At 61.3% G+C, this 22,811-nt stretch carries 18 protein-coding genes and 3 tRNA genes; 6 read left to right on the top strand and 15 right to left on the bottom strand.

Features of this window, described 5'->3' with window-relative positions:
• Positions 1-18 precede the first annotated feature (18 nt).
• A complete protein-coding gene (locus AC2YI2_RS12605; RefSeq protein WP_487386806.1) occupies positions 19-1,215 on the top strand; it encodes a saccharopine dehydrogenase family protein in 1,197 nt (398 codons plus the stop codon).
• An 8-nt stretch (positions 1,216-1,223) separates the two neighbouring features.
• On the opposite strand, the gene AC2YI2_RS12600 is transcribed toward AC2YI2_RS12605, so the two are convergent.
• The 4 genes from AC2YI2_RS12600 to tuf form a co-directional block, all read right to left on the bottom strand.
• The gene (locus AC2YI2_RS12600; protein WP_487386805.1) at positions 1,224-3,239 is read right to left on the bottom strand and encodes a putative bifunctional diguanylate cyclase/phosphodiesterase; all 2,016 of its coding nucleotides are present in this window, start codon (positions 3,237-3,239) and stop codon (positions 1,224-1,226) included.
• A 243-nt stretch (positions 3,240-3,482) separates the two neighbouring features.
• On the bottom strand, positions 3,483-4,376 hold the full coding sequence (locus tag AC2YI2_RS12595; RefSeq protein WP_487386804.1) for an NAD-dependent epimerase/dehydratase family protein: 894 nt from the start codon (positions 4,374-4,376) through the stop codon (positions 3,483-3,485).
• Between the two features lie 66 nt (positions 4,377-4,442).
• Entirely contained in the window at positions 4,443-5,330 is an 888-nt protein-coding gene (locus AC2YI2_RS12590) for a hypothetical protein (RefSeq protein ID WP_487386803.1), read from the bottom strand.
• Positions 5,331-5,474: 144 nt separating this feature from the next.
• Entirely contained in the window at positions 5,475-6,650 is a 1,176-nt protein-coding gene (tuf, locus tag AC2YI2_RS12585; protein ID WP_487386273.1) for an elongation factor Tu, read from the bottom strand.
• A 201-nt stretch (positions 6,651-6,851) separates the two neighbouring features.
• On the opposite strand from tuf, the gene AC2YI2_RS12580 reads away from it, so the two are divergent.
• Entirely contained in the window at positions 6,852-7,241 is a 390-nt protein-coding gene (locus tag AC2YI2_RS12580; protein WP_487386802.1) for a hypothetical protein, read from the top strand.
• Between the two features lie 93 nt (positions 7,242-7,334).
• Here the strand turns inward: AC2YI2_RS12580 and AC2YI2_RS12575 are convergent.
• Together AC2YI2_RS12575 and AC2YI2_RS12570 are read right to left on the bottom strand one after the other, a co-directional pair.
• Positions 7,335-7,408: transfer RNA gene (locus tag AC2YI2_RS12575), tRNA-Gly, on the bottom strand.
• A gap of 24 nt (positions 7,409-7,432) precedes the next feature.
• Positions 7,433-7,517, bottom strand: a tRNA-Tyr gene (locus AC2YI2_RS12570).
• Between the two features lie 172 nt (positions 7,518-7,689).
• On the opposite strand from AC2YI2_RS12570, the gene rlmB reads away from it, so the two are divergent.
• Positions 7,690-8,562, top strand: a complete 873-nt coding sequence (gene rlmB / locus AC2YI2_RS12565; protein WP_487386801.1) for a 23S rRNA (guanosine(2251)-2'-O)-methyltransferase RlmB — start codon at positions 7,690-7,692, stop codon at positions 8,560-8,562.
• On the opposite strand, the gene AC2YI2_RS12560 is transcribed toward rlmB, so the two are convergent.
• Positions 8,563-8,811, bottom strand: coding sequence for a hypothetical protein (locus tag AC2YI2_RS12560; protein WP_487386800.1), 249 nt, complete (start codon positions 8,809-8,811; stop codon positions 8,563-8,565).
• Positions 8,812-8,880: 69 nt separating this feature from the next.
• On the bottom strand, positions 8,881-9,933 hold the full coding sequence (locus AC2YI2_RS12555) for a hypothetical protein (RefSeq protein ID WP_487386799.1): 1,053 nt from the start codon (positions 9,931-9,933) through the stop codon (positions 8,881-8,883).
• A 66-nt stretch (positions 9,934-9,999) separates the two neighbouring features.
• Between AC2YI2_RS12555 and AC2YI2_RS12550 the strand changes: the two genes are divergently transcribed.
• The 3 genes from AC2YI2_RS12550 to AC2YI2_RS12540 all read left to right on the top strand — a co-directional run bounded on the left by AC2YI2_RS12550 (position 10,000) and on the right by AC2YI2_RS12540 (position 11,706).
• Positions 10,000-10,962 (top strand): alpha/beta hydrolase family protein, encoded by a 963-nt coding sequence (locus AC2YI2_RS12550; protein WP_487386798.1) that lies wholly within the window; start codon positions 10,000-10,002, stop codon positions 10,960-10,962.
• A gap of 127 nt (positions 10,963-11,089) precedes the next feature.
• Positions 11,090-11,165: transfer RNA gene (locus AC2YI2_RS12545), tRNA-Thr, on the top strand.
• 328 nt (positions 11,166-11,493) lie between these two features.
• Positions 11,494-11,706 (top strand): hypothetical protein, encoded by a 213-nt coding sequence (locus AC2YI2_RS12540; RefSeq protein WP_487386797.1) that lies wholly within the window; start codon positions 11,494-11,496, stop codon positions 11,704-11,706.
• Between the two features lie 265 nt (positions 11,707-11,971).
• Here the strand turns inward: AC2YI2_RS12540 and AC2YI2_RS12535 are convergent, their stop codons facing one another.
• From AC2YI2_RS12535 to AC2YI2_RS12505, 7 genes are all read right to left on the bottom strand, one after another.
• On the bottom strand, positions 11,972-12,886 hold the full coding sequence (locus AC2YI2_RS12535) for a phosphotransferase (RefSeq protein WP_487386796.1): 915 nt from the start codon (positions 12,884-12,886) through the stop codon (positions 11,972-11,974).
• Complete coding sequence (locus AC2YI2_RS12530; protein ID WP_487386795.1) at positions 12,883-15,300, bottom strand: GcvT family protein; 2,418 nt, start codon at positions 15,298-15,300, stop codon at positions 12,883-12,885. Before AC2YI2_RS12530 ends, AC2YI2_RS12535 begins: the two co-directional genes overlap by 4 nt.
• A gap of 8 nt (positions 15,301-15,308) precedes the next feature.
• Positions 15,309-17,750 carry a GcvT family protein gene (locus AC2YI2_RS12525; protein ID WP_487386794.1) on the bottom strand — a complete coding sequence of 814 codons (2,442 nt, stop codon included), beginning with the start codon at positions 17,748-17,750 and terminating at the stop codon, positions 15,309-15,311.
• Positions 17,747-18,661: a phosphotransferase gene (locus tag AC2YI2_RS12520; protein WP_487386793.1), complete on the bottom strand. Its 915-nt coding sequence runs from the start codon at positions 18,659-18,661 to the stop codon at positions 17,747-17,749. Before AC2YI2_RS12520 ends, AC2YI2_RS12525 begins: the two co-directional genes overlap by 4 nt.
• Positions 18,658-20,598, bottom strand: coding sequence for an ABC transporter permease (locus AC2YI2_RS12515; protein ID WP_487386860.1), 1,941 nt, complete (start codon positions 20,596-20,598; stop codon positions 18,658-18,660). Before AC2YI2_RS12515 ends, AC2YI2_RS12520 begins: the two co-directional genes overlap by 4 nt.
• A 75-nt stretch (positions 20,599-20,673) precedes the next feature.
• Entirely contained in the window at positions 20,674-21,690 is a 1,017-nt protein-coding gene (locus AC2YI2_RS12510) for a quaternary amine ABC transporter ATP-binding protein (protein ID WP_487386792.1), read from the bottom strand.
• A gap of 99 nt (positions 21,691-21,789) precedes the next feature.
• A complete protein-coding gene (locus AC2YI2_RS12505; protein ID WP_487386791.1) occupies positions 21,790-22,755 on the bottom strand; it encodes an ABC transporter substrate-binding protein in 966 nt (321 codons plus the stop codon).
• Between the last annotated feature and the right edge of the window lie 56 nt (positions 22,756-22,811).

The following is a 22,811-nucleotide window of genomic DNA, read 5'->3' as shown; positions in this document are numbered from 1 at the left end:
TACACAGAAAGACATCACATGATCATCACCATTCTCGGCGGCGCGGGTTTCATGGGTGCGGGTATCGTCCGCGACATGGTTTCCGACCGCGCGATCATCGACATCACAAGGATCAGGATCTGCGACACCTCGCGGTCGCGGATGGAGGTGCTGGCAAAGGAGCTCGGCGACGGCAGGCTGGAACTGGTCGATCTCGATGTCACCGATCCGGCGAAGCTTGCAGCCGCAATTGCCGGCGCAGATATCTGCGTCAATTGCGTGCCGACGCTTACGGGTCACCAATTGGTGATCTTCGAGGCCGCCTTTGCCGCGCGGGTCCCCTATGTCGATCTCGGTGGTCTCGGCACATTCACGGTCAAGCAGATCGCCGAACACGAGCGCTTCAAGGCAGCCGGTGTCACCGCCGTGACCGGCGTTGGTGCTGATCCCGGCATGTCCAATGTCATCTGCCGCGCAGTGGCCGACGAGTTGGATGAGATCGACAAGATCAACCTCTATTGGGCCGCGGAATTTGTCGGCCCGGAGAACCCGGTGCTTGTGCCGCCCTACTCCCTCTCCACGGTGCTTGCCGAATATGCCCACCCTTCCACGCAGTTCCTCGACGGCAATCATGTCACGTGCGAGCCGATGGGCGGCGTCGAGTTCATCGACCTGCCGGAACCCTGGGGCAAGTGCGAGTTCATGTACTCGCCGCATTCCGAGCAGCTCACCGTCCCGCTCGCCGAGGGCATCGCCGAGAAGGGCATCCGCGAATTCACCTGGAAACTCCACCTACCCCACCGCGAGCACGAAGCTTGGGTCGGGCTGGTGAAGGCCGGATTCGGCGACTTCGATGCGCCGGTCGAAGTGAATGGCGTCTCCGTGAAGCCGCTGGATGTCCTGACAAAAGTCATCCAGCGCAACATCGAAACGAACGCTGACAGAATCCCCGCGCAGGACAGCCACGAGATCCATTTCGCCATCGGCCGCGGCAAGAAGAACGGTCGCCCGGCCATTGCCCGCTGCGACGTGATCGTCACACCCGATCCTATGTACGACGGCTATGTCGATGCATGTACATCGATGAACGCATCCATAGCGGCGCAGTTGATCCTGAAATACCCGAAGAAGCCTGGCGTCCATGCGCCAGAGAGCTATTTCGACGCCCTGACCTATTTCAAAGAAGTCGAGAAACGAAAGTTCAAGGTCACGAAAAACATCGAATATCTAGACTGATTGGGCGCTCAGGCAAGCTTGGCGACGCGGCCCTGCGATCTGCTTCTCTCGACCGGCTCTGGCAGGAAGGGTGTTGGGCGCGCAATGGCATAGCCCTGCACGTAATCAACACCGATTTCCTTCAAGGCGGCGAGGATCTCCTCGTTCTCCACGAATTCGGCAATCGTCTGCCGTCCCGAGAGATGCGAGATCTGGTTGATCATCTCCACGGTCGTCCGATCCATCCTGTCGGTCAGCATGTCGCGGACGAAGCTGCCGTCGATCTTGACGAAGTCAATCGGCAGTCGCTTGAGGTAAGTCAGCGACGACATGCCGACGCCGAAATCATCGAGCGCAAAGCGGCAACCCATATCGCGCACCGCTTTCATGAAGGCCACGGCCAGGTCGAGATTTTCTATGGTCGCCGTCTCGGTGACTTCGAAGCAAAGGGCTCGGGCCGGAACCCCCGTCCGCCTCAATTCACCACACAGGAACGCCATGAAGGTCTCGTCCTTGAAGGTGAGGCCGCTGAGATTGATGGAGTAAGTGTCGTGTTCAGTGCTCGAGCGTTTGCTGATGATATCGAGTGCATGGCGAACCACCCAGCGGTCGATGGCTGGCATGACGCCGAAGCGCTCCGCGGCCGGGATGAAAGCGTTCGGCGGCACCATCTTGCCGTCTTCCTCCAGCCGGAGGAGGATTTCGCAGTGCTCACCCTGGTTCCGATCCGCGCCTGCCGGCGCTATGGCCTGCGCGAAGAGGCGGAAGCTATCCTGTTCGAGCGCCCGGTGAAGCCGATGCACCCAGCCGAGATCGACGGTGAACTGCGTCTGGGCCGCATCGGCCGCTTCATAGACGTGGACGCGATCTCGTCCCTTCTCCTTGGCGATGTAGCAGGCAACGTCGGCCGCACGCAGCGCCTCTTGGGCGGTGAAATCGCCTTTGCGGAAATGGACGAGCCCGATGCTGCCGCTGATGGCATAGCGCTGGCCCTGCCAGGTGAACTCGAGATCTTTCAGCGCTTCGCGAAGGCTATCTGCGACCTTTTTCGCTTCCTCCTTGGTGCAGTCGGGCATGACGAGGCCAAATTCGTCGCCGCCGAGCCGAGCGATCAGGTCGCTTGGCCTGATATGACCCGGAAGCACTTCCGATACATGTTGTAACAGGCGATCACCGGCGGCATGGCCACCGCCGTCGTTTATCGCCTTGAATTGGTCGAGATCGATGAAGATCACCGCCGACGGTATTTCCGGCCTTGCGACGACATCATCGAGGGTCTGCTCGAAGAGACGCCTGTTTGGCAGTCCGGTCAGTTCGTCGTGATTGGCGTTCCACGACAGCTGTCTCTCTATCAACCTGCGATGGGTAATGAACGAGTTGAGCCGCCAGATCGTGAGAAGAACGAACAGGAATGCGACGCCAATATTGCTCCAGAGCAGAACCTGCTGGATGCGACGGGTGCTCTTGCCCAACCGGTCCGAGAACTGCTTGGTCAGCGGCGCAATCTCGGCATTGATGGTGTCGAGCCGTGTCCTGAGGGCAAGACGCTCGGCATCGGGCAGTTCGCCCGCGCTGTCGATGGACTCGGCGAAAGACACGGTTTTCAACACGCCGATATCGGCGACACGCCAGTCTTCGACGGCGCTGGCAAAGTCCGGAACCCAGCGGAAATTCCGGTACAGCCAGATCAGCGAGGAAATATCATCTGGGTGATTGCCACCCTTGCGGAAACCTTCGAAGGCGGCCTTCAGGTCTGGTGGATTCGCATCGAGCGCCAGCCTTGCTTCACGGTCGCCGAGCGGCACTGCGATAGACCGCTGAAACTCCCTGAGGAAGAAGGCGTCGCCCGAGTCAGCATAGCGGTTGAGATGATAGAGCGCTTGAAACTGTCCCTTGGACCAGAGGCTCTCACCCGCGGAATAGGCACGCAGAGACGCGGCCACCTGCAGGCTGAAAGTCGCGATGGCTGTCTGAAGGAGGATGATGAGGATAAAGGGCCAGGCGACGGAAACCAGCTTCAGATTTGCACTTCTCGCATGCTTCATTGCCAAACGCCCCTTCCCGATGCCGCTTGCATGGGCTTGAGTTCAGCCTTCGTCATGAGGCGATAAGCGCACAGAAGAGACATCGGCGCCGAATAATATTATGCCCACATAATATTCGCGCCGTCGAGTGTCAGATTCAGCACTCGTCAAGACTTTTGGTTGTAACTAGAGTGAGACACGCTTTGCCGGGATGGCGGCGTCAAGGGCGCTGCAGGGCGCCCATTTGGCGTTCGTGTCGGGTGCTCACACCGTCACATATTTCCGCCAGTCGTGCTCTTCCTTGAATCCCAGGACTTCGCGGATCTTGCGGTTCGAAAGCAGGCCCTCATACTCGCCGATCTCACGCTTGAAGGGCACATCCGGAAAGAAGCGTTGTGCTAGCTCGCGACTCGGCGTGTTGGCTGAGACTGTATCGTTTGCGGCGTTGAACACCTGATAGCCTAGCCCATCCTTCTCGATGCAGAGATGGACGATCTGGCCGAGGTCGCGCGCGTCGATATAGGACCAGGCGATGCGCTTGCGCATTTCCGGATTGGCGAAGAACGTCGGGAACATCTGATATTCGTGCGGTTCGATGACATTGCCGATGCGAAGCGCATAGATGTCGGCGCCGGAGCGTTCGGCAAAGGCGCGGGCGGTCTTCTCGTTGATCACCTTCGAGAGGCCATAGGAGTCCATCGGGTTGACATCGTAGTCCTCTTCCAGCGGGAAGTGGTGGAAGTCGCGATGTCCTTCGGCGAAGCAGACGCCATAGGTGGTCTCCGAGGAGGCCACGATGATTTTCCTCACGCCGAGTTTCACCGCGGCTTCGATGACGTTGTAGGTGCCCATCACATTGATGCGATAGGTCTCGTTGTCGGGCTTGATCAGGATGCGCGGCACGGCAGCGAAATGCACCACGGCATCGAAGGGCTGAGGCCCCTTGCCGTGGTCGAGATCCGGAAAATCGCGATGCATGCTCATCGCGTTGAAAACCTGGCCGGAATCGCAGATGTCGGCCTGCAGATTGGTCACCCCGGGATGATTGAGCGGCACGAGGTCGATGTTGTGGACCTCATAGCCGGCATTGACCAGCCATGGCACAGCATGCCGGCCCGCCTTGCCCGAACCGCCGGTGAAGAAAATCCTCTTGGCCATGATCCATCCTCCTCTGTTGCCGCCCGGAATAATCATATTTTTCCGAAACAGCAAGGCGGAAGCGGATCACCCGAACATGCGACGTACCATTGGGACGATCCGGTCGGTGAAGCCGATCGGCGTGCGCGGCTGGTTGGCCGGCAGGTAATGTGCAGGCTTGCCGTTGTCTTCCAGATTGTAGAGTGGCGGATCGATCTCGCCGACGAGATTGACAAAGAGGCGGCTGTGCGGGCTAGGCTGGCGCACGGTCACGCCATGCACGGAATCGAGCGAGTTGATGAAGAGCACGGCGAGGTTCTTGTCATAGGTCACCGTGCGGACCACATCGAGATTGTCGTCCTCGATATAGGCACCCTTGAATTTCCGATGCCGTTCCGCTTTGCCGGCAAGGTCGCTGTTGTAGCGGCTGATCGTGAGGTCCCCGCCCACGGATTCATAAGTCTTCGGGCGCATGTAGAAGAGACCGGAAAACAGCTTGTCGCCGGAATCGAGATGGCTTGATCGCACCGAAGATGCCTCCGTGACCGGCGTGTTGCCGGAGATCATTGCATCCATCAGCACGTCCTTGCTGGCGAAAGTGTCGTGCTTGCGAATGCCGATGCGCAATCTTTCGAGGCTGCTGCGGTCCGGGAAACGCTCCGGATAGAGCCCGTGGATGCCTTCGTAGAAGACATTGACAATGTCGCGATAGAAAGCCTCGGAGGCATGATAGGCAATGAAGTCGCGCCAGACCTGCGGCAGGTTCTTGTTGCGGCGGATCTTTCGCGACGCGTAGTTCCAGCGATGATTGTTGCGGCTCGCATCGATGCCCATCGACTGCGGTGACGGGAAGCTGGCCTCGAGCTCGGCATAGAGATCGTCGGGGAGCGCGTTCGGGATGACGATGTGGGGATACGGGTCGAGCTGGAGATCGGCGGCGGTGGCGCGCTGCAGAATGGACAGGTTGCGGCTCATGGCACCTCGGCTGGTTATTCTTGACTGAAGTCCGCCTGAAATAGGATTTCCTCCGGCCAAAGGCAACGGGCGAAAAGCGCCAACCGGGCAAAGAAAAGCCCCGCTGCTTCCAGCGGGGCTCAAGATCAGGCTTGCACCCGAAACTTACTCGATGATGGAAGCGACGATACCGGCGCCGACGGTGCGGCCGCCTTCGCGGATCGCGAAGCGCAGCTTTTCTTCCATCGCGATCGGAACGATCAGCTCGACAGACACCGTGACGTTGTCGCCCGGCATCACCATTTCCGTGCCTTCGGGAAGCGACACGATACCGGTCACATCAGTCGTGCGGAAATAGAACTGCGGACGGTAGTTGGTGAAGAACGGCGTATGACGGCCGCCTTCTTCCTTCGTCAGGATGTAGGCTTCGGCCATGAACTTCTTGTGCGGCTTGACCGAACCCGGCTTGCACAGGATCTGGCCGCGCTCGACGCCGTCACGGGCAACGCCGCGGATCAGTGCGCCGATATTGTCGCCGGCCTGGCCCTGGTCGAGCAGCTTGCGGAACATTTCAACGCCGGTCACCGTCGTCTTGGTGGTCGGGCGGATGCCGACGATCTCGACTTCCTCGCCAACCTTGACGATGCCGCGCTCGACGCGGCCGGTCACGACCGTGCCACGGCCCGAGATCGAGAACACGTCTTCGATCGGCAGCAGGAACGGCAGGTTGATCGGACGTTCCGGCGTCGGGATATAGGCGTCGACGGCGGCCATCAGTTCGCGGATCGAGTCTTCGCCGATCTTCTTGTCGCTATCTTCGAGAGCAGCCAGTGCCGAACCCTTGATGATCGGAACATCGTCGCCCGGGAAGTCATAGGACGACAGCAGTTCGCGAACTTCCAGCTCGACAAGTTCGAGAAGCTCGGCGTCATCGACCTGGTCGACCTTGTTGAGGAAGACGACGATCGCGGGAACGCCGACCTGGCGGGCCAGCAGGATGTGCTCGCGGGTCTGCGGCATCGGGCCGTCGGCCGCCGAGCAAACCAGGATCGCGCCGTCCATCTGGGCCGCACCGGTGATCATGTTCTTGACATAGTCGGCGTGGCCGGGGCAGTCGACATGGGCGTAGTGGCGGGCAGCCGTCTCATATTCGACGTGCGCCGTCGAAATGGTGATGCCGCGCGCCTTCTCTTCCGGAGCCGCGTCGATCTGGTCATAGGCCTTGTATTCGCCGAAATACTTCGTGATCGCGGCCGTCAGCGACGTCTTGCCATGGTCAACGTGACCAATCGTGCCAATGTTTACGTGCGGCTTGTTCCGCTCGAATTTGCTCTTACCCATGTGGATGCTTCCCTATTGTCGAAATACGGCCGCCAGCCCGAGGCACGGGCCGGGTTGCGCAGCCGTTTAGAGCTTTCGCTTGTATTGCGCAAGCAAAATTGTTGAAAGTGCCGGCAACCCCGGCGGTTGCGCCGAACGTGGTGAATGGTCGGGCTTTTTTCAAGGTCGAGCCGGGTTGGACAGTCGGCTGGAGGCAACGAGATGGCAACCCGCATGATTGCAGCTCTGGCTTTGACCGCCCTCCTCGGCAGCGGTGGCCTCTGGGCCTGGTCGAACTACTGCGAGGACTATGAACTTTGCTATCCGGACTGTCGTGTTGCTGCCAACGGCGTCGAATACTGGAAGACCCTACCACCCGTTACCGGGACATCGGATTGGGTGGCGGCCAGGGCGTCGCCGGGGTCGGAGTGCCTCGCGCTACTGTCAGTTATGAGAGCGAAATATCCCGGCAAGCAGGTGGCCATAGATTTCGTCAACCTGGCCAATGAACGCAAACCCGCGCCATTCTATCAATATGACTGCACCTTCGACATCAAGGAGCCCGCCTTCAACCTCGCGCGAAATGCTGAGTGCCAGGCCTTGGAGCGCTAGCTCAGTTGGGGCACCCGCGGCGATGACCCTCTCATCGAAACGCGCCGTGCGAACACAGCCGGCGACCTGCTTGATCTGGATCAATGGAAAGACTGGAGCGGGTAACGGGAATCGAACCCGTGTATTCAGCTTGGAAGGCTGCTGCTCTACCATTGAGCTATACCCGCCTTCTTGATCGATCTCAGGACGAATGGTGGAGAGAGTTGGATTTGAACCAACGTAGGCTGAGCCAACGGATTTACAGTCCGTCCCCTTTAACCACTCGGGCATCTCTCCAGTTTTCGTCCGGATCAAGCGACCAAGCATTCCAACCGCGGGTCGAAGCCCCTTGGTCTGCGGCGGGTTTATGACGAGCCATCCGCATCCTGTCAACACGGGTCGGAAAAATTTCCGCACATTTTCAAAGCACATGGATGACCAAGGCATTTCTGAGGTCTATAGCAGCATCATGAGCAAAGACCCCAAAGACGGCCATACACCCAAGGACACCCACTATGCCAACCTGCGCCGGGCGCACCGCGACCAGAAGCGCGAACGCGGCGAATTGCCCGCAAAGTCGCCCGGCGCGGGAAAGACCAAGGAACCCTGGAAGGCACCGCAGCTGCCTGCTGAAACCGTCTGGCTCTACGGCATCCACACGGTGAAGGCCGCGCTCGACAATCCCGAGCGCAAACTGCTGAAGCTCCGCGTGACGCGTAACGCGCTGGCGCGACTCGAACTCAACGACGCGCAGATGCTCGGCTTTACCATCGAAATCGTCTCGCCGCAGGATATCGACAAGCTCACCGGGTCCGACGCCATCCATCAGGGCGTGCTGCTCGAGGCGCGACCGCTGCCCGTCCGCAAGCTCGATTCGCTCAAGGATCGCCCGCTCCTACTCGTGCTCGACCAGGTCACGGACCCGCACAATGTCGGTGCGATCATGCGTTCGGCGGTTGCCTTCGATGCCGGCGCGGTTATCACGACGGAACGTCATTCGCCGACCGAATCGGGCGTGCTGGCGAAATCCGCTTCGGGCGCGCTGGAAATGATACCCTATGTCCAGATCACCAATCTTGCCGATGCACTGGAAGAGCTTAAGACTCTGGGTTTCCAGACCATCGGTCTAGATTCGGAGGGCCCCGCGCCGCTCGAAGGAACATTCGCGGGCAATAAGGTCGCACTGGTGCTCGGTGCCGAAGGCAAGGGATTGCGACAGAAGACACGCGCCACCTGCGACGCGCTGGCAAGACTGGACATGCCTGGCGCGATCAAGTCGCTCAATGTGTCGAATGCCGCGGCAATCTCGCTCTACGCCGCGAGAAGCCATCTGATGAAGTGATCAATTGACCAGCATGGACCGCGACAGGGCATTCTCCGTCACCGGACAGCCTTCCTGGACCTTGGTCCAGGACGAGACATTCAACTTCATCTCGCACCGAGCGAGATAGCTGCCGCCGTCGACGTTGAGGCAGGATGTCTCGCCGAGCTGGAACATGACGCCGCGATTGCGGCACTTGCAATTGTGGGCATCCGCCAGAGCGGGAATCAGCACCACAGCCAAGCCGGGCATGAGCACTCCAAGACGCATTGCCGATGCTCCGATAGATACACCGCCAGATTACACCCGTCCGGCGGCATCGTCAAAGCGGGTCGCCCGTCAATCCGGAACGCGGCAGGTTGTGTCGCCGGCGCGTGGCGTGTAGGTGACGGCGGTGCCGTCGAAGGTTGCCGTTACCGGGTAGGAAACCACGCTCGGGAGCTGTTCGATTTCCTTGGCGTAATCGGGCGTGCGCTTCTTTTCCGCATTATAGGCTTCGGTGCAGTCCGGCAGCTGGACCGTTGTACCGATGCCCGTCTCCTTCTTGATCTTCTGGGCGCAGGCGGTGCCGTCGAGATAGAGCGAGCAGTCGGCGGAAAAGGTTCTGATGTAGTCGAGCGTGAGCTTGCCGCCCTGCTCGTCGATCTTCTCGAAATCCGCACCTTCAAAACTGTCCTCGAACAGTTTCTTCATCGAGGTCGTATCGAACACTATATAGGGCATGCCACCGTTGAAGCCGTCCGGGGCCTGGAAGAAGGCAAGATTGCCCTTCGCGCCAAGGAAGTAGCCGGCGACCGGATCCGTCACCTTTTTCTCGGCCGCATCGTCGCGCACGCATTTTGCATCTTCGGGCAGGACAGCGAGCTTTTCGGCACCAACCTCGCCGAGATCGACCTCCTTCACCATGAAGCCCTTGAAGCGATAGCAATTGACCGACGGCTTGGCGTCCGGATTGTCCTTGTTCGCCGGCAAATCGACATTGTCGACCGCGACAGGTTGATCGAACGGGGTCTCGACGTCGTCGTCTTCGGGCGAGCAGATGGTCGGCGCCTTCTTGCCGATGGTCCATTCGAGCACGTCGCCCTTCTCGGCGAGCTGATGCTTGCCGTCGGTATAGAGAACGAAGGGATCATCGGTCTTGAAAGGCAGCTTGATGGATGTGCCGTCGGCGATCGTGACCGTCACGTCATTTTCGGTAAACAGAGCAGTGAGTTTGGTGCCGTCCTCGCAATTCAGCGGAAAGGGTTGATCCTCCTCCTGGTCCTGCGCCACGGCTGGCGACACCAGGACAAGCATCCCGAACATCATCGCGACCATACCCAGCATCAGGCGCAAGGAGCCGAACAGGCCCGATTCGACTGAGAGTGTCTTGTTTCGGCACAGTTCCGTCATCCGCTCGCTCCGCTGAAACTCCCGCGCAACCATCGAACCATGTCGACGTTGCGCGGGAAAGCCAAGATGTTCATTTTCAAGCCTTATCGCAAACCGGAAGGTCTGAACATGGCTTCGATGTCTCTCATACGTCTGTGCCGCGTCGCGGCAAGCGCCGCCCTTCTCGTCGCAGCGGCGAGCGGCATTTCTCTTGCCGGCACCAACCCGCTCGAGGACTTCAATTCCGAGCCGCTGACCAACAGTTTCCGCAGCAGCTATTCTGCGGTCGGTGACGCGACGGTCAATGTCGACGTTCCCTATGGCCTCGACGCTGCACAGAAATATGACGTCTATCTTCCCTCCAGCGCCGCGAACGCGCCGATAATCGTGATGGTCCATGGTGGTGCCTGGACCAGCGGCGACAAGCAGGGCAACGACGTGGCCGAAGCCAAGGCGGGCTACTTCGTCGCCAAGGGCTATATCTTCGTATCTCTGAACTACCGCCTGCTGCCGAAATCCGACCCGCTCATCCAGGCCGCCGACGTGGCGCGCGGCATTGCCAATATCCAGACCAACGCCACCAAATGGGGCGGCGACAAGAATAAGATCGTGCTGATGGGCGCCGGCGCCGGCGGCCATCTCGCCGCGCTGCTCTCGTCGAACCCTTCCCTCGCCTCCGACCAGGGCGCGACAATCTGGGCCGGCGCCGTGGTGCTGGAGACGGCGGCGCTCAACGTGCCCACCTTGATGTCGACATCGCACGACAATGCCTATGACACTGCCTTCGGCAGCAATCTCGAATTCTGGGAAGACTCCTCGCCGACGCATCTCGTCGACGCCTCCGGCGTGCCGATCCTCGTCGTCTGCTCGACCGAGAGCGGAGAAGACACCTGCTCCAAGGCGAGCGCATTCAAGCAGGCAGCCGACGCGCAGGGCGTGAACGTCACAGTCTCACCGCAGAATGTCGATCCTGGACAGGTCAACAGCCGCGTCGGCGTCTCGACGAGCTACACCGACACGATCGAGAGCTACATCGACTCCATCCTCTAACTCCTCCCTGCGATCGTGTCCCGGCGCCCCTCGCGGCGCCGGGATGTTCCTTTGTGTCGAAAGCAGTATCGGGTGGTGCGACTTTTTTCTTGAACCTCGGGAAAAATGTGCTAATCCGACGCCGGCTGCCCTTATAGCTCAGTTGGTAGAGCATCTGATTTGTAATCAGAGGGTCGGGAGTTCGAGTCTCTCTGGGGGCACCATCGCTTCAACAGCGTTTTCCCAACTAAGTAGATCAAGTCTTGGGCGACTGGCGCGCCTTCAAAGGCGATTCGCAGGGGATCGTCGATATAGAACGATCGCTGATCGGCTGGCACGGCCCAGCAGCCTCTCAAGCGCCGGCAGCCGGCGGAATCGACCCAATAAAAGTCGGAATTTCCCCCGATCTGGGGATGCAGGATTGTATCCGTGGTGCCATACCGAACCGTGCCGAGCGTGGCATCACTGATGCCAGGCGATACTACCCCTTGATCACCGTCCGGCGGCCCTGCCCGGATCGCTCGGCTTCTGATTCTTGCAGTGAAGAGACTCGTGACGATGCTTCGTGCAAAAACAACCAGACAGCCCTATCGGGACATCCCCAAACTGGCCAGCACCCAGCATCCGCAATGTCACCGCTGCGGGGGCGCGACGCGCTTCCTGGAAATGTTGGATCAACCAGTCTATGGCGAACCGGGCAAGGCGCTCACACAATATGCCTGCAAGACCTGCCACATCCTCATCGAAGAACTTCGTCCGGTCTAAACGGCACAGCCTGGGGCCTGTGCCAATCCGCGCCGGCATCAGCAGCCGCCCGTACCAGACCGGGATCAGCCCCACTCTTTGCCACTCGAAGTAAGGTTAACAGCGGATTTCAATGGCCCGCCCGCAGCCTTGTGTCATCCTGAAATCTCCGGGCGGTGCGGCTCAGCCATATGGCCGCAAGTGTTGCTCTCCACGGCAATGCGCCGTCCGGAGCCCATCTTTTTGCACCCCGGTGTGAACCTGGGCACCTCGCGCCTAAGGGGGGTCAACCCCGCGCGACGTCAGCAACGGCCTTCTTGAAATCGTCCTTCTGCATCAGAGCCCGGCAGCGTGCGAAGCGCTCGTCGGCATAGGCCCGGAAATCGGTGGCGGGGTTGTCGGCCGCCAGCTGGATGAGTCCCCAGAGGGTCCACAGCAGATCGCACATCGCCTTGTAGATGACGATCCTGCCGCGCTCGAACGGGGTGGGCTCGCCGCCGAAATAGGCGTGGATCAGTTCCGCTTCCTGGGCGGCATCGAAATTGCCCTCCACTACGAGATCGGCGAGATCCCACATGGGGTCGTTCATGCCGCAATATTCCCAATCCACCATCCACATGCGGTGGCCGGTATCGAGAAAGTTCTCACAGAGCGGGTCGCAATGGCAGGCGACATTCGGCAACGGATGGGCATTGAGTGCGGCGCGCACCGCGTCCGCCTCGCGAAGAACGTCGTGATAGCCTTCCGGCGGATCGACATCCTTGGTCGAGAGAATGCCGAGATATTCGTCGATCATCGCGAAGAGTTCAAAGCGCGCGGGAAAGACGGCACCGCTGTCATGCAACGTCCGGAAGGCAATACCGGCCCTGGTCGGCGCGCCGAAGACCGATTTGAAGGCCTCCGGAGACATGGTCGTGGCACCCTCGACGAATCGAGACACCATCTCGCCTGTCGCCCGGTCGACATAGAGAATTTCGGGGCTGACTCCGACAGCGGCAGCAGCCTGGGCCGCGACGGTCTCGTTGCGGCGGTTGATATATTCCTCGGTGCCCTTGCCCGGCAGCCGCAAGCAATATTCGCCGAGACGGAAGACCATGTTGGTCAGGCCGCCCAGCCTCTCGATCGGCCCCTTGTAGGATCGGAGGAAGGGAATGGTGGGCAAAGCCTGCCGTACGAGTGCGATCTCCGATTTGGTGGTCATGCTTTCAGTCTCTCCATCCGCGCATCATAAAGCGTCCGTGGCCCGCGCAGCGCGTCGTAGGCCTTGCCGAACGCCTCGATCTTGAAAGCTCTTTCCCCCGCGATCGCCACGGGCAGGTAGCCAAATGCAACCGTCTTGCCAAGCTGGTAGCTATACCCGGTGCTCGACGTCGTGCCGACGACCGTGCCGCCAAAAATGACCGCCTCACCGCCCAGAAATGGTGCGAAGCCATCGACGGTGAAGGAGACAAGCTTGCGTGTCACGCCCTCAGCCTTGATGCGTCGGAGTGCTTCGCGACCGATGAAGTCACCCTTGTCCAATGCGACGCAGAAGCCGAGACCGGCCTCGTAGGGATTATAGTCCGGTGTAATGTCGCCCGACCAATAGAGGTAGCCCTTTTCCATGCGGCAGGCGTCGATGGCGCGATAGCCGACATCGGCGATGCCATGCACCTCGCCCGCTGTGCGCAGCGTGTCATAGACATGCACGGCATAGTCCTGCTCGACATAGAGCTCATAGCCGAGTTCGCCGACATAACCGATGCGGACGGCCAGCGCGCGCGCATTGCCGATCTCGATCTCGCGGGCGGCGAGGAAGGGAAAAGCCTCGTTGGAGAGATCGTCGTCGCTGACGGACTGCAGAACATCGCGCGATTTGGGGCCGCAGATATTGATCGTGGCGAAACGGTTGGTGACATCGCGCATGGTCACGCCTTCGGGCAGGTGGCGCGAGACCCAATGGCTGTCGGGGACACCGAATCCGGAACCCGTGATGAGATAGAACAGGTCCTCGGCGCTATGGATCAGTGCCACATCGGCCTCGATACCGCCCTTCTCATTGCAAAGCTGGGTATAGACCCCCTTGCCAGGCGGACCGGAGAGGTCGTTGGCGGCGATACGCTGCAGGGCCGCTTGCGTGCCGGGCCCCGAAATTTCAAACTTGGAGAAGGACGTCTGGTCGATCAACGCCACGCCTTCGTGGATCGCACGCACCTCGGCGCCGATGGCATCGAAGGAACTGGGCTTGCCCTCGAAGGACGGAGTGTCGACCGCTTCCTGGCCCGGCCTCACGAACCAGTTCGGCCGCTCCCAGCCGAATTTCGAGCCGAACATGGCGCCACGCGCGGCAAGCCGTTCGTGCAGCGGCGAGCGCCTGAGACCCCTGCCCGCCTGGCTTTCCTCCCCCGGCCAATGGATCTTGTAGTAGGCGCCGTAGGCTTCGACCGCGCGTTCGTCGAGATAGCGGCCCTGGCTATGAACCTTGCCGAATCGGCGGACGTCGAAAGGCCAGAGGTCCATGCCGGCATCGCCATGCAGGATCATGTTGGAGAGCGCAAGGCCCGCCCCGCCCGAAGCCGCGATCCCTGCCGTGAAGCCGCAGGCGACGTAGAAATTGTCGAGTTCGGGCGCCAGGCCCATGATCGGCTCGCCATCGGCCGAGACCGGAATCGGGCCATTGATGACGGTCTGGATGCCGATTTCGTTGAGCACGGGCAGGCGACCTGCGGCCGGCACGGCGAAGCGTTCCAGCCGGTCCATGTTCGGTTCGAAAAGTTCGCGGCCAAAATCGAGCGGCGGCTTGCCGCGCCAGCAGGCTTTCGAACCATCCTCCCAGCCGCCGATCGCAAAGCTGCCGGTGTCCGGCTTGAGGTAAAAATTGTTGTCCGGATCGCGAAGGGTCGTGAGATAGGGATCTAAGGTCAGCTTCTTCTCGGTGAGGAAATACTGGTGCTCGACCACCCCCGCCGCGAGCGAAACGCCCGCCATCTCACCGACGCGCTTGGCCCAGAGGCCGGCGCAGTTGACGAGGATGTCACAGGATACGGTCCCGCCATTGGTGACGACGCCGACGGCCCGGCGGGTTTCGACGACGATTTCCTCGACAGTCACACCTTCTTCGATCTTCGCTCCATTCGTCCGTGCGCCCCTGGCATAGGCCATGGTCAGCGAATAGGGATCGATATAGCCGTCGCCGGGGATGAAGGCCGCGCCCTCGATGCCGTCCTTGACGATGAAGGGGAAGCGCGACGCAGCTTCCTCCGCCGAAAGCGAATAGCACTCGACGCCAAAGCCCTTGGCCTGGGTCATCGAACGGCGGATTTCGCTCCAGCGCTCCGGGCTTCCCGCGAGGCGCAGCGAGCCGACCTTCTTCCAGGCAATGTGCTGGCCAGTCTCGGCTTCGAGCCGGTCGAAGACGGCGACCGAATTCTGCATCAGCCGGGTGAGATTCTTCTTGCCCCTGAGCTGACCGACAAGGCCGGCCGCGTGCCAGGTACAGCCGTGCGTAAGCTGCGCCTTTTCAAGCAGCAGCACGTCCTTCGCCCCGTCGCGGGCGAGATGATAGGCAATCGAGGTGCCGATGGCACCGCCGCCGATGATGACGATATGGGCGTGCCGGTCTGCGCGGAATGCCATGCTGAGCCTCAAGCTTTCACTTTGTTCATGCCGGGATCATAGAGCGGCCCAAGGTGAATTTGCGCTGGCGTGCGTTTCATGGCGACGACGAGTTCGTAATCGCCGGAGCTTAGAAAGTCCTCGCTGACGCCATCGGCGTTGCGGACATAGCCGTAGCCAATGTTCTTGCCGAGCGTATAGCCATAGCCGCCGGACGTGAGATAGCCGACCGGCTCGCCATCGCGAAGAATCGTCTCGCGGCCAACCAGGACGATATCGGGGTCATCGACGGTGAAGCCCGCCAGGGCCTTCTTGCGCGGCTCGGTTTGGGCCCTTTCAAGTGCCCGCCGGCCGAGAAAGTCGGTGTTCTTGCGGAGTTTCACCGCCCAGCCGAGACCGGCCTCAACCGGCGTGTCGTTTGGCGTGATGTCGGAGCCCCAGGCGCGATAGCCTTTTTCGAGGCGGAGCGACTCCAGCGCGCGGTAGCCAATCGGGCGGATGCCATGCACAGCACCCGCCGCCATCAGCACGTCGAAGACCGTGCCGGTGGCCGCGATCGGCACGTGCAATTCCCAGCCGAGTTCACCGACATAGGTAACCCGCAGCGCACGAACCGTGTGACCAGCGATCTGGATCTGACGAGCATGACCGAACGGGAAGCCTGCATTGGAGACGTCGGCATCCGTAACCGCGGCAAGGACGTCGCGCGCCTTCGGGCCCATCAGCGACAGTGTGCCGAAATCCTCCGTCACATCCTTGAGCGCCACATCGAGGCCCGCTGGGATATGATCCTCGATCCAGCCGAGGTCATGGGTGCGGAAGCCAGTGCCGGTGACGATGTAATATGTCTCCTCCGCCAGCCGTGCGACCGTTAGGTCCGCCTCGATGCCGCCGCGGGTGTTGAGAAGCTGGGTGTAGGTCAGCCGGCCGACAGGTTTGGAGACGTCGTTGGCGCAGATCCAGTCGAGTGCCTTGCCTGCGTCAGGTCCAGTCATCTCATATTTCGAGAACGAGGACTGGTCGAAGATCCCGACCGCTTCGCGGACATGGCGGTGCTCGCCGCCGACGGCGTCGAACCAGTTCTGGCGGCCCATGGAATAGACATCCTTGGCCTCGGTGCCTGCGGGTGCGAACCAGTTCGGCCGTTCCCAGCCGAGCTTGGAGCCGAAAACGCCGCGATGAGTGTTGAGACGCTCGTAGAGCGGCGAAACGACACGCGGGCGGCCGCTCTCATATTCCTCGTGGGGGAAGCCGATCGTGTAATGTTTGCCATAGGCTTCGAGCGTGCGGTCGAGCACCCATTGACGGTCGCGGTGCATGCCGGCAAAGCGCTTGATATCGACGACCCAGAGATCGAGCGGCGCCTCGCCGTCGACGACCCATTGGGCCAGCACCCAGCCGGCGCCACCGCCAGAGGCGATGCCGAAGGCGTTGAAGCCCGCGCCAACGAACATGTTCTTGCATTCAGGTGCTGCGCCGAGAATGAAGTTGCCGTCGGGCGTAAAACTCTCGGGGCCGTTGATCATCTGCTTGACACCAGCCGTCTCGAGCGCCGGTATGCGGGCCATCGCCTGTTCCATATGCTGTTCGAAATGGTCGAAATCGTCGTCGAACAGGCGGAAAGCCCATTCATCCGGCACGTCGCCGGTGGTCCAGGGCTGGGGATTCGGCTCATAGCCACCCATCACCAGGCCGCCGACCTCTTCCTTGAAATAGGTGCGGCGGTCAGGGTCACGGATGGTCGGCGCGTCGGTCGCAAGTCCGTCGATCTTCTCGGTGATGATGTATTGATGCTTGACCGGCTGCAGCGGCACGTTGATGCCGGCCATCGCGCCCACCTGTCGCGCCCATTGGCCGGCGCAATTGACCACCTTCTCGCAGGCGATGTCGCCTTGTGTCGTCTTCACCGCCGTGATGCGGCCATCCTTGATGTCGAAACCGGTGACACGGATGTTCTCGAACAGTTTCGCGCCATGCATGCGCGCGCCCTTGGCGAGCGACTGGGTGATGTCGGACGGGCTCGCCTGGCCGTCCGTCGGCAGCCAGCTCGCGCCGACGAGATCGTCGGTCATCATCAGCGGCCACATCGCCTTGACCTCCTGGGGCGTCAGCAGATGCATGCCCATGCCGAAACTCTTGGCCGTCGTGGCGAGGCGGCGGTATTCCGTCCAGCGATCCTCATTGGTGGCGAGCCGCAGGCAGCCGGTCATCTTCCAGCCGGTTGCGAGGCCGGTCTCGGCCTCGAGGCCCTTGTAGAGCTCGACGGAATATTTCAGCACACGGGTGATCGAGGCCGAGGAGCGCAGCTGGCCAACAAGGCCCGCAGCATGCCATGTCGAACCCGAGGTCAAGGTACCTTGCTCGAGCAGCACGACATCCGCCTTGTGGTCGCGCGCGAGGTGATAGGCCGTCGAGCAGCCGATAATGCCGCCGCCGATGACGACGATCTGGGCGTGGGATGGCAGTGTCATGTTGCAGTCTTCCCGTATTCTGTTCTGTAATGGTCGAGCGCCTTGTCGAGGCGACCGAGATTTTCCTGCGTATAGGTCTCGTAATCGGCGCCGGGTGCCGAGAGGTGGAGTTCGGACACCATGCTCCACATCGCTTCGCGCAGCAGCGAGGCGCATTGCATGGCGGCGTGGGAGCGCTTGATCTCGGCCGTCGGCAGCTGCCCAAAATAGGCGGCGAGGAATTCGTCGATATGATCGGGCGAGAAGCCGGCATTGGAGGTGGTGCCGGCGAGATCGAACATCGCCGTGTTGAAGCCGGCATATTCGAAGTCGATCAGCCAGAGCCGCTTGCCGTCGTCGAGAATGTTGGCGGGCAGCAGGTCGTTGTGGCCGAAGATGACGGGCAGTGGCGCCTGTGCAGCTTCCAGCTCCTCCGCGAGCGCGAGATAGCGCGGAAGCTCTGGCATCATGCGGCTCTCGCCGGCCTCGAGCGTCCGCGCATAGTCGCGGATGACGTGGAAGACCCAGAAGATGAAGCCCGCGCCGCTCACATGCTTTGGCATGCTGTCATGGAAGCGTCGAAGGAGCTCTGCCACGCGCCTCCGCTCGCGAACGACGTCCGCGCCCGCAAAGGTCTTGGCGTCGAGAAAGGCCGAGACCATCACGCCAGGCTCGGCATAGCGCGCCTCTGGCGCAAAACCTGCCGCATGCGCCGCGCGGGCCGTCATGATTTCCCGCTCGCGAGACACATGATGGAAGGGGTAGTCGTGGCCGAAGCGGACGACATGGCGACCTAGGGCATCGCGCACCACGTAGCTTTCGTTGCTGATGCCGCCCTTGAGAATGGCAATCTCGATGCTGCCGTTCCAGCAGGGCAAGGCCCGGATGCGATCTTCCGTCTTCACGGCCCCTCCTCGCGCATCATCCTTCATGCCAGCCTCCGGCGCAGTCGAATCGCGCCGGCCGAAATGAGCCGGTCGGCAATGATGGCGATGAACGCGACGGCAAGGCCGGCGACCAGCCCGCGACCGGTATCGGCTTTGGCAAGTGCTGCATAGACTTCCTGGCCGAGATCGCGGGTGCCGACGAGCGCGGTTATGACCAGCATCGAAAGCGCAAACATGATGGTCTGGTTGAGGCCGAGCATGATCTCGGGCAATGCGAGCTTCAGGCGGATCTTGGTGAGTATCTGCCATCTTGTGCAGCCCATCGCGCGGCCTGCCTCGATCAGGCGCGGATCGACCTTGCGCAGCCCGAGCACCGTGTAGCGGATCGCCGGCACAAGGGCATAGGCAACGACGGCGATCATGGCAGTGAAGTCACCCACCCGGAACAGCATCACGACGGGCATCAAGTAAACAAAGGAGGGCAGCGTCTGCAGCGTGTCGATAACGACCTGCAGCCAGCGCCACAGCCGGTCGCGCTCTGCTGCGAGAATGCCGAGCGGGACGCCGATCAAGGAGGCTGTCATGACCGAGATGCCGCAGAGATAGACGGTGATCATCGCCTTTTCCCACTGCCCGGTTACCGCGATGAGCAGCGAGAGAGTGCCGGTCGTCAGAGCAAGCCTGGCGCCGCCCAGCCGCCAGCCGGCGAAAGCCAGCAGTGCCACGACACCGAGCCACGGCAGGCCTGTCAGCAGGCGCTTGAAAGGAACGAGCAGGTTCAGCAGGATGAAATTCTTGAAGGCTTCGAGCGCGTCGAAGAAATTGACATTGATCCAGCGTACCACCTCCGACCAGAAGGTGCCGGTCGAAAGGGTAAGCGTCTCGGGATAGGTCTGGACCGCCGGCAGGGCCAAGCCGATCAGGCCGGCGCCGAGCGCGACTACCAGTCCTGTGAGCAGGTAGGCGTGACGCGCCACGAAGGTCCCGTGTATCGCTTCTTTCGGCTGCCCGGCCTTGTCGGCATAGGCCTGGCTCAGTCGGTCGAGCGCCACGGCCAGCGCCACGATGGCAAGGCCGGCCTCGAGGCCGGCGCCGAAATCGAGCCGCCGCAGCGCCGCAAGCACGTCCGCGCCAAGGCCTCCGGCGCCGATAATCGAGGCGATGATCACCATGTTGAGCGACAGCATGATGACCTGGTTGACGCCGACCATCAGGCTGTCCTTGGCCGACGGCACCATCACCCACCACGTCATCTGCTGTCGCGAGCAACCGACCATGACGCCGAGGTCGCGGATTTCCGAGGGGACCGCGCGCAGGGCCAGGACCGTGATCCGCGCCATCGGCGGCAGTGCGTAAATCAACGTGGCGACAATGGCCGCCGTGGGTCCGAAACCGAAAAGGAAGAGGACCGGCACCAGATAGGCAAAAACCGGGATCGTCTGCATGAGATCGAGCACCGGCGTCAGCGCCCGTTCAAACCGCGGCCAGCGATAGGCCGCAAGCCCAAGAAAGAGGCCGACGGCGACTCCGATTGGCACCGCGACCACAATCGAGGCCAACGTGACCATCGCGCTACCCCATTGGCCGAAGGCAACGAGGAACACGAAGCAGACGCCGACAAGCGCGGCGAGCCGCACACCACCGGCATGAAGGCCGAAGAGGACCATCACCGTGATGACCGCAATCCACGAGATCGGGGGCAGCAATTGCACGGCGCTCGACCCCTGCCCCGAGAGCAGTCCGGTATGAAGCAGGCTCAGCGCAACTCGGTATGGGACGTCGATGACGGCAGCGACAAAACGGGTGAGATCGGTGAACGTGAACAAGCCGAAACTCGCCTCATTGACCAGCCACTTGGTTATCGTGCTGATCCAGCGCGCAACCGGGATGCGCCAACCCGTCGGATAATCGAATGCCCATTTCGCGAAGGGTTCGGCGAACTGCCAGAACAGGACGAAGGCTGCGGCAACCGCAAGCCACATCCAGCCGTGGCCGAGCCTGTCACCCGTCGGTGATGCGTCGATCCTCACAGCTGGTTGGGCGGAGGCGCTCATCGATCAGCCCCGCATCATCATATCGACGACGTCGGCCCGCCGCAGAATGCCGATGATCGCATCATCGCCATAGGTCACGCCGATCGTCTCCTGCCCCGCCCGAAACAGCGGTGCCGCCTCAGCGACCGCCGCGCTCGCGCGGACGGTCACAGCAGGCGCTGCACCATTCGTGGGCTGCATGAGCGACACGACCTTGACGACCTTGGCCTTGACGACGCTCTGCGTGAATTCGGCGACGTATGGCGTTGCGGGATTGAGCACGAGGTCCTCCGGCGTACCGGACTGGACGATCTCGCCATCCTTCATGATGGCGATGCGATCGGCGAGCCGGATCGCTTCGTCGAAATCATGGGTGATGAAGACGATGGTCTTTCGTAGCACCGCCTGCAGGCGCAGGAATTCGTCCTGCATTTCGCGGCGGATCAGCGGGTCGAGCGCCGAGAAAGGTTCGTCGAGGAACCAGAGTTCCGGTTCGACCGCAAGCGAGCGGGCAATGCCGACACGCTGCTGCTGGCCGCCGGAGAGCTCGCGCGGATAGGACATCTCCTTGCCCAAAAGGCCGACAAGTTCGATCATCTTGCGCGCACGCTCGATCCGCTGCACCTTGTCAATTCCCTGGATCTCAAGCGGAAACGCCACATTCTCCAGCACGGTCAAATGCGGCAGCAGCGCGAAATGCTGGAACACCATGCCCATCTGGTGACGGCGAATTTCGATCATCCGTGCTTCGTTGGCCGCCAGCAGATTTTCACCGTTGAAGATGATCTCTCCCGCCGTCGGCTCTATCAGCCGCGAAAGGCAACGGACCAATGTCGACTTGCCGGAGCCGGAGAGGCCCATGATGACAAAGATCTCGCCGGTCCGGACTTCGAGATTGACGTCACGCACGGCGCCAACCAGTCCCGCAGCACGCAGTTCCTCGCTGCTGGGCTTTCGGCCGGCCGCCGGCACTGCGCCAGCGGCGGCCCCGAAGATTTTCCAGACGTCACGGCAGACGAGTTTCGGTTCGGCAGAAGTCATGTCTTCGGTCGCGTGGCATCCTGCGGCCGTGCCGACCGCATCCCGGGAGAATGTCAGGCTCCGCGGCGCACGCCGCGAAAGCCCTGTTCAGACTGTGCTTTATTTCTTGATCCATTCGGACCAGCGGGCCTCGTTGGCGCCCATCCATTCGGCCACAACCTCCTCGAGCTTCTTGCCGTCGAGGTCGACCTTGGTGATCATCGCGCCCATTTCGTCATTGTTGAGCGCGAAAGCCTTGATCGCCTTGTGTGCGCCCGGCCACTTGTCCTTGATGCCGGACCAGCCGACCTTCCAGATCGGGCCGAAGGGCTTGCCGCAGTCATAGGCCGCATCGGGGTTCACGCCGGCGGCTGCGTCTGCATAGCATTCCTTGCTATAGGGCGGGAATTCCACCCATTCGCCCTTGTATTTCGCCGGCGCCCAGTGCGGCGCATAGATCCAGAGCAGGATCGGCGCCTTGCGCTGATAGGCGCTCTCGAGTTCGGCAAAGAGCGCAGCATCCGTGCCAGCGTGGATGACTTCGAAAGGCAGGCCGAGAGCCTCGACGCGCTCGTCATCGAAACCGCCCCAGGTGACGGGTCCGCCGAGATAGCGGCCCTTGGGCGCGGTCTCAGGGATCGAGAAGGCCTCGGCGCATTTCTCGTCCTTCAGCGCTTCCCAATTGGGCAGGCCGGGGCATTTCTCCTTCATATAGTCCGGATACCACCATTCCTCCTTGGCGAGCATGCCGGTCTCGCCGAGATTTTCGACCTTGCCGGTGGCAGTGGCCGCGTCCATGGCGTCCTTGCCCGTTGTCGCCCAGATCTCCATGGCGACATGCAGGTCGCCGCTTTCGAGCCCGGCGAACTGCGCAAGATAGTCGGCCTGGATATATTCGATGGAATAGCCGGCCTTCTTCAACACCTCGCCCATGATCTGGGTGGTGATCAGCTGGCCGGTCCAGTCATGGAGTGTCAGCTTGATCGGATCTGTCGATTCCTGCGCCTTGGCAGGCGCCAATGAAAGTCCGGCCGCGATGCAGAGCGTGGCAGCCAAAGACCTGGCAATAGTAATAGATTTGAACATGCGAGATCTCCCAGTCGCACCGAATGAACTCGTTCCCGCGCAACTGGTCGTTCCCG

Source organism: Rhizobium sp. SRI_017, assembly GCF_057586295.1.
The sequence above is the reverse complement of the archived record's forward strand: the minus strand, read 5'-3'. Positions and strand labels throughout refer to the sequence as shown.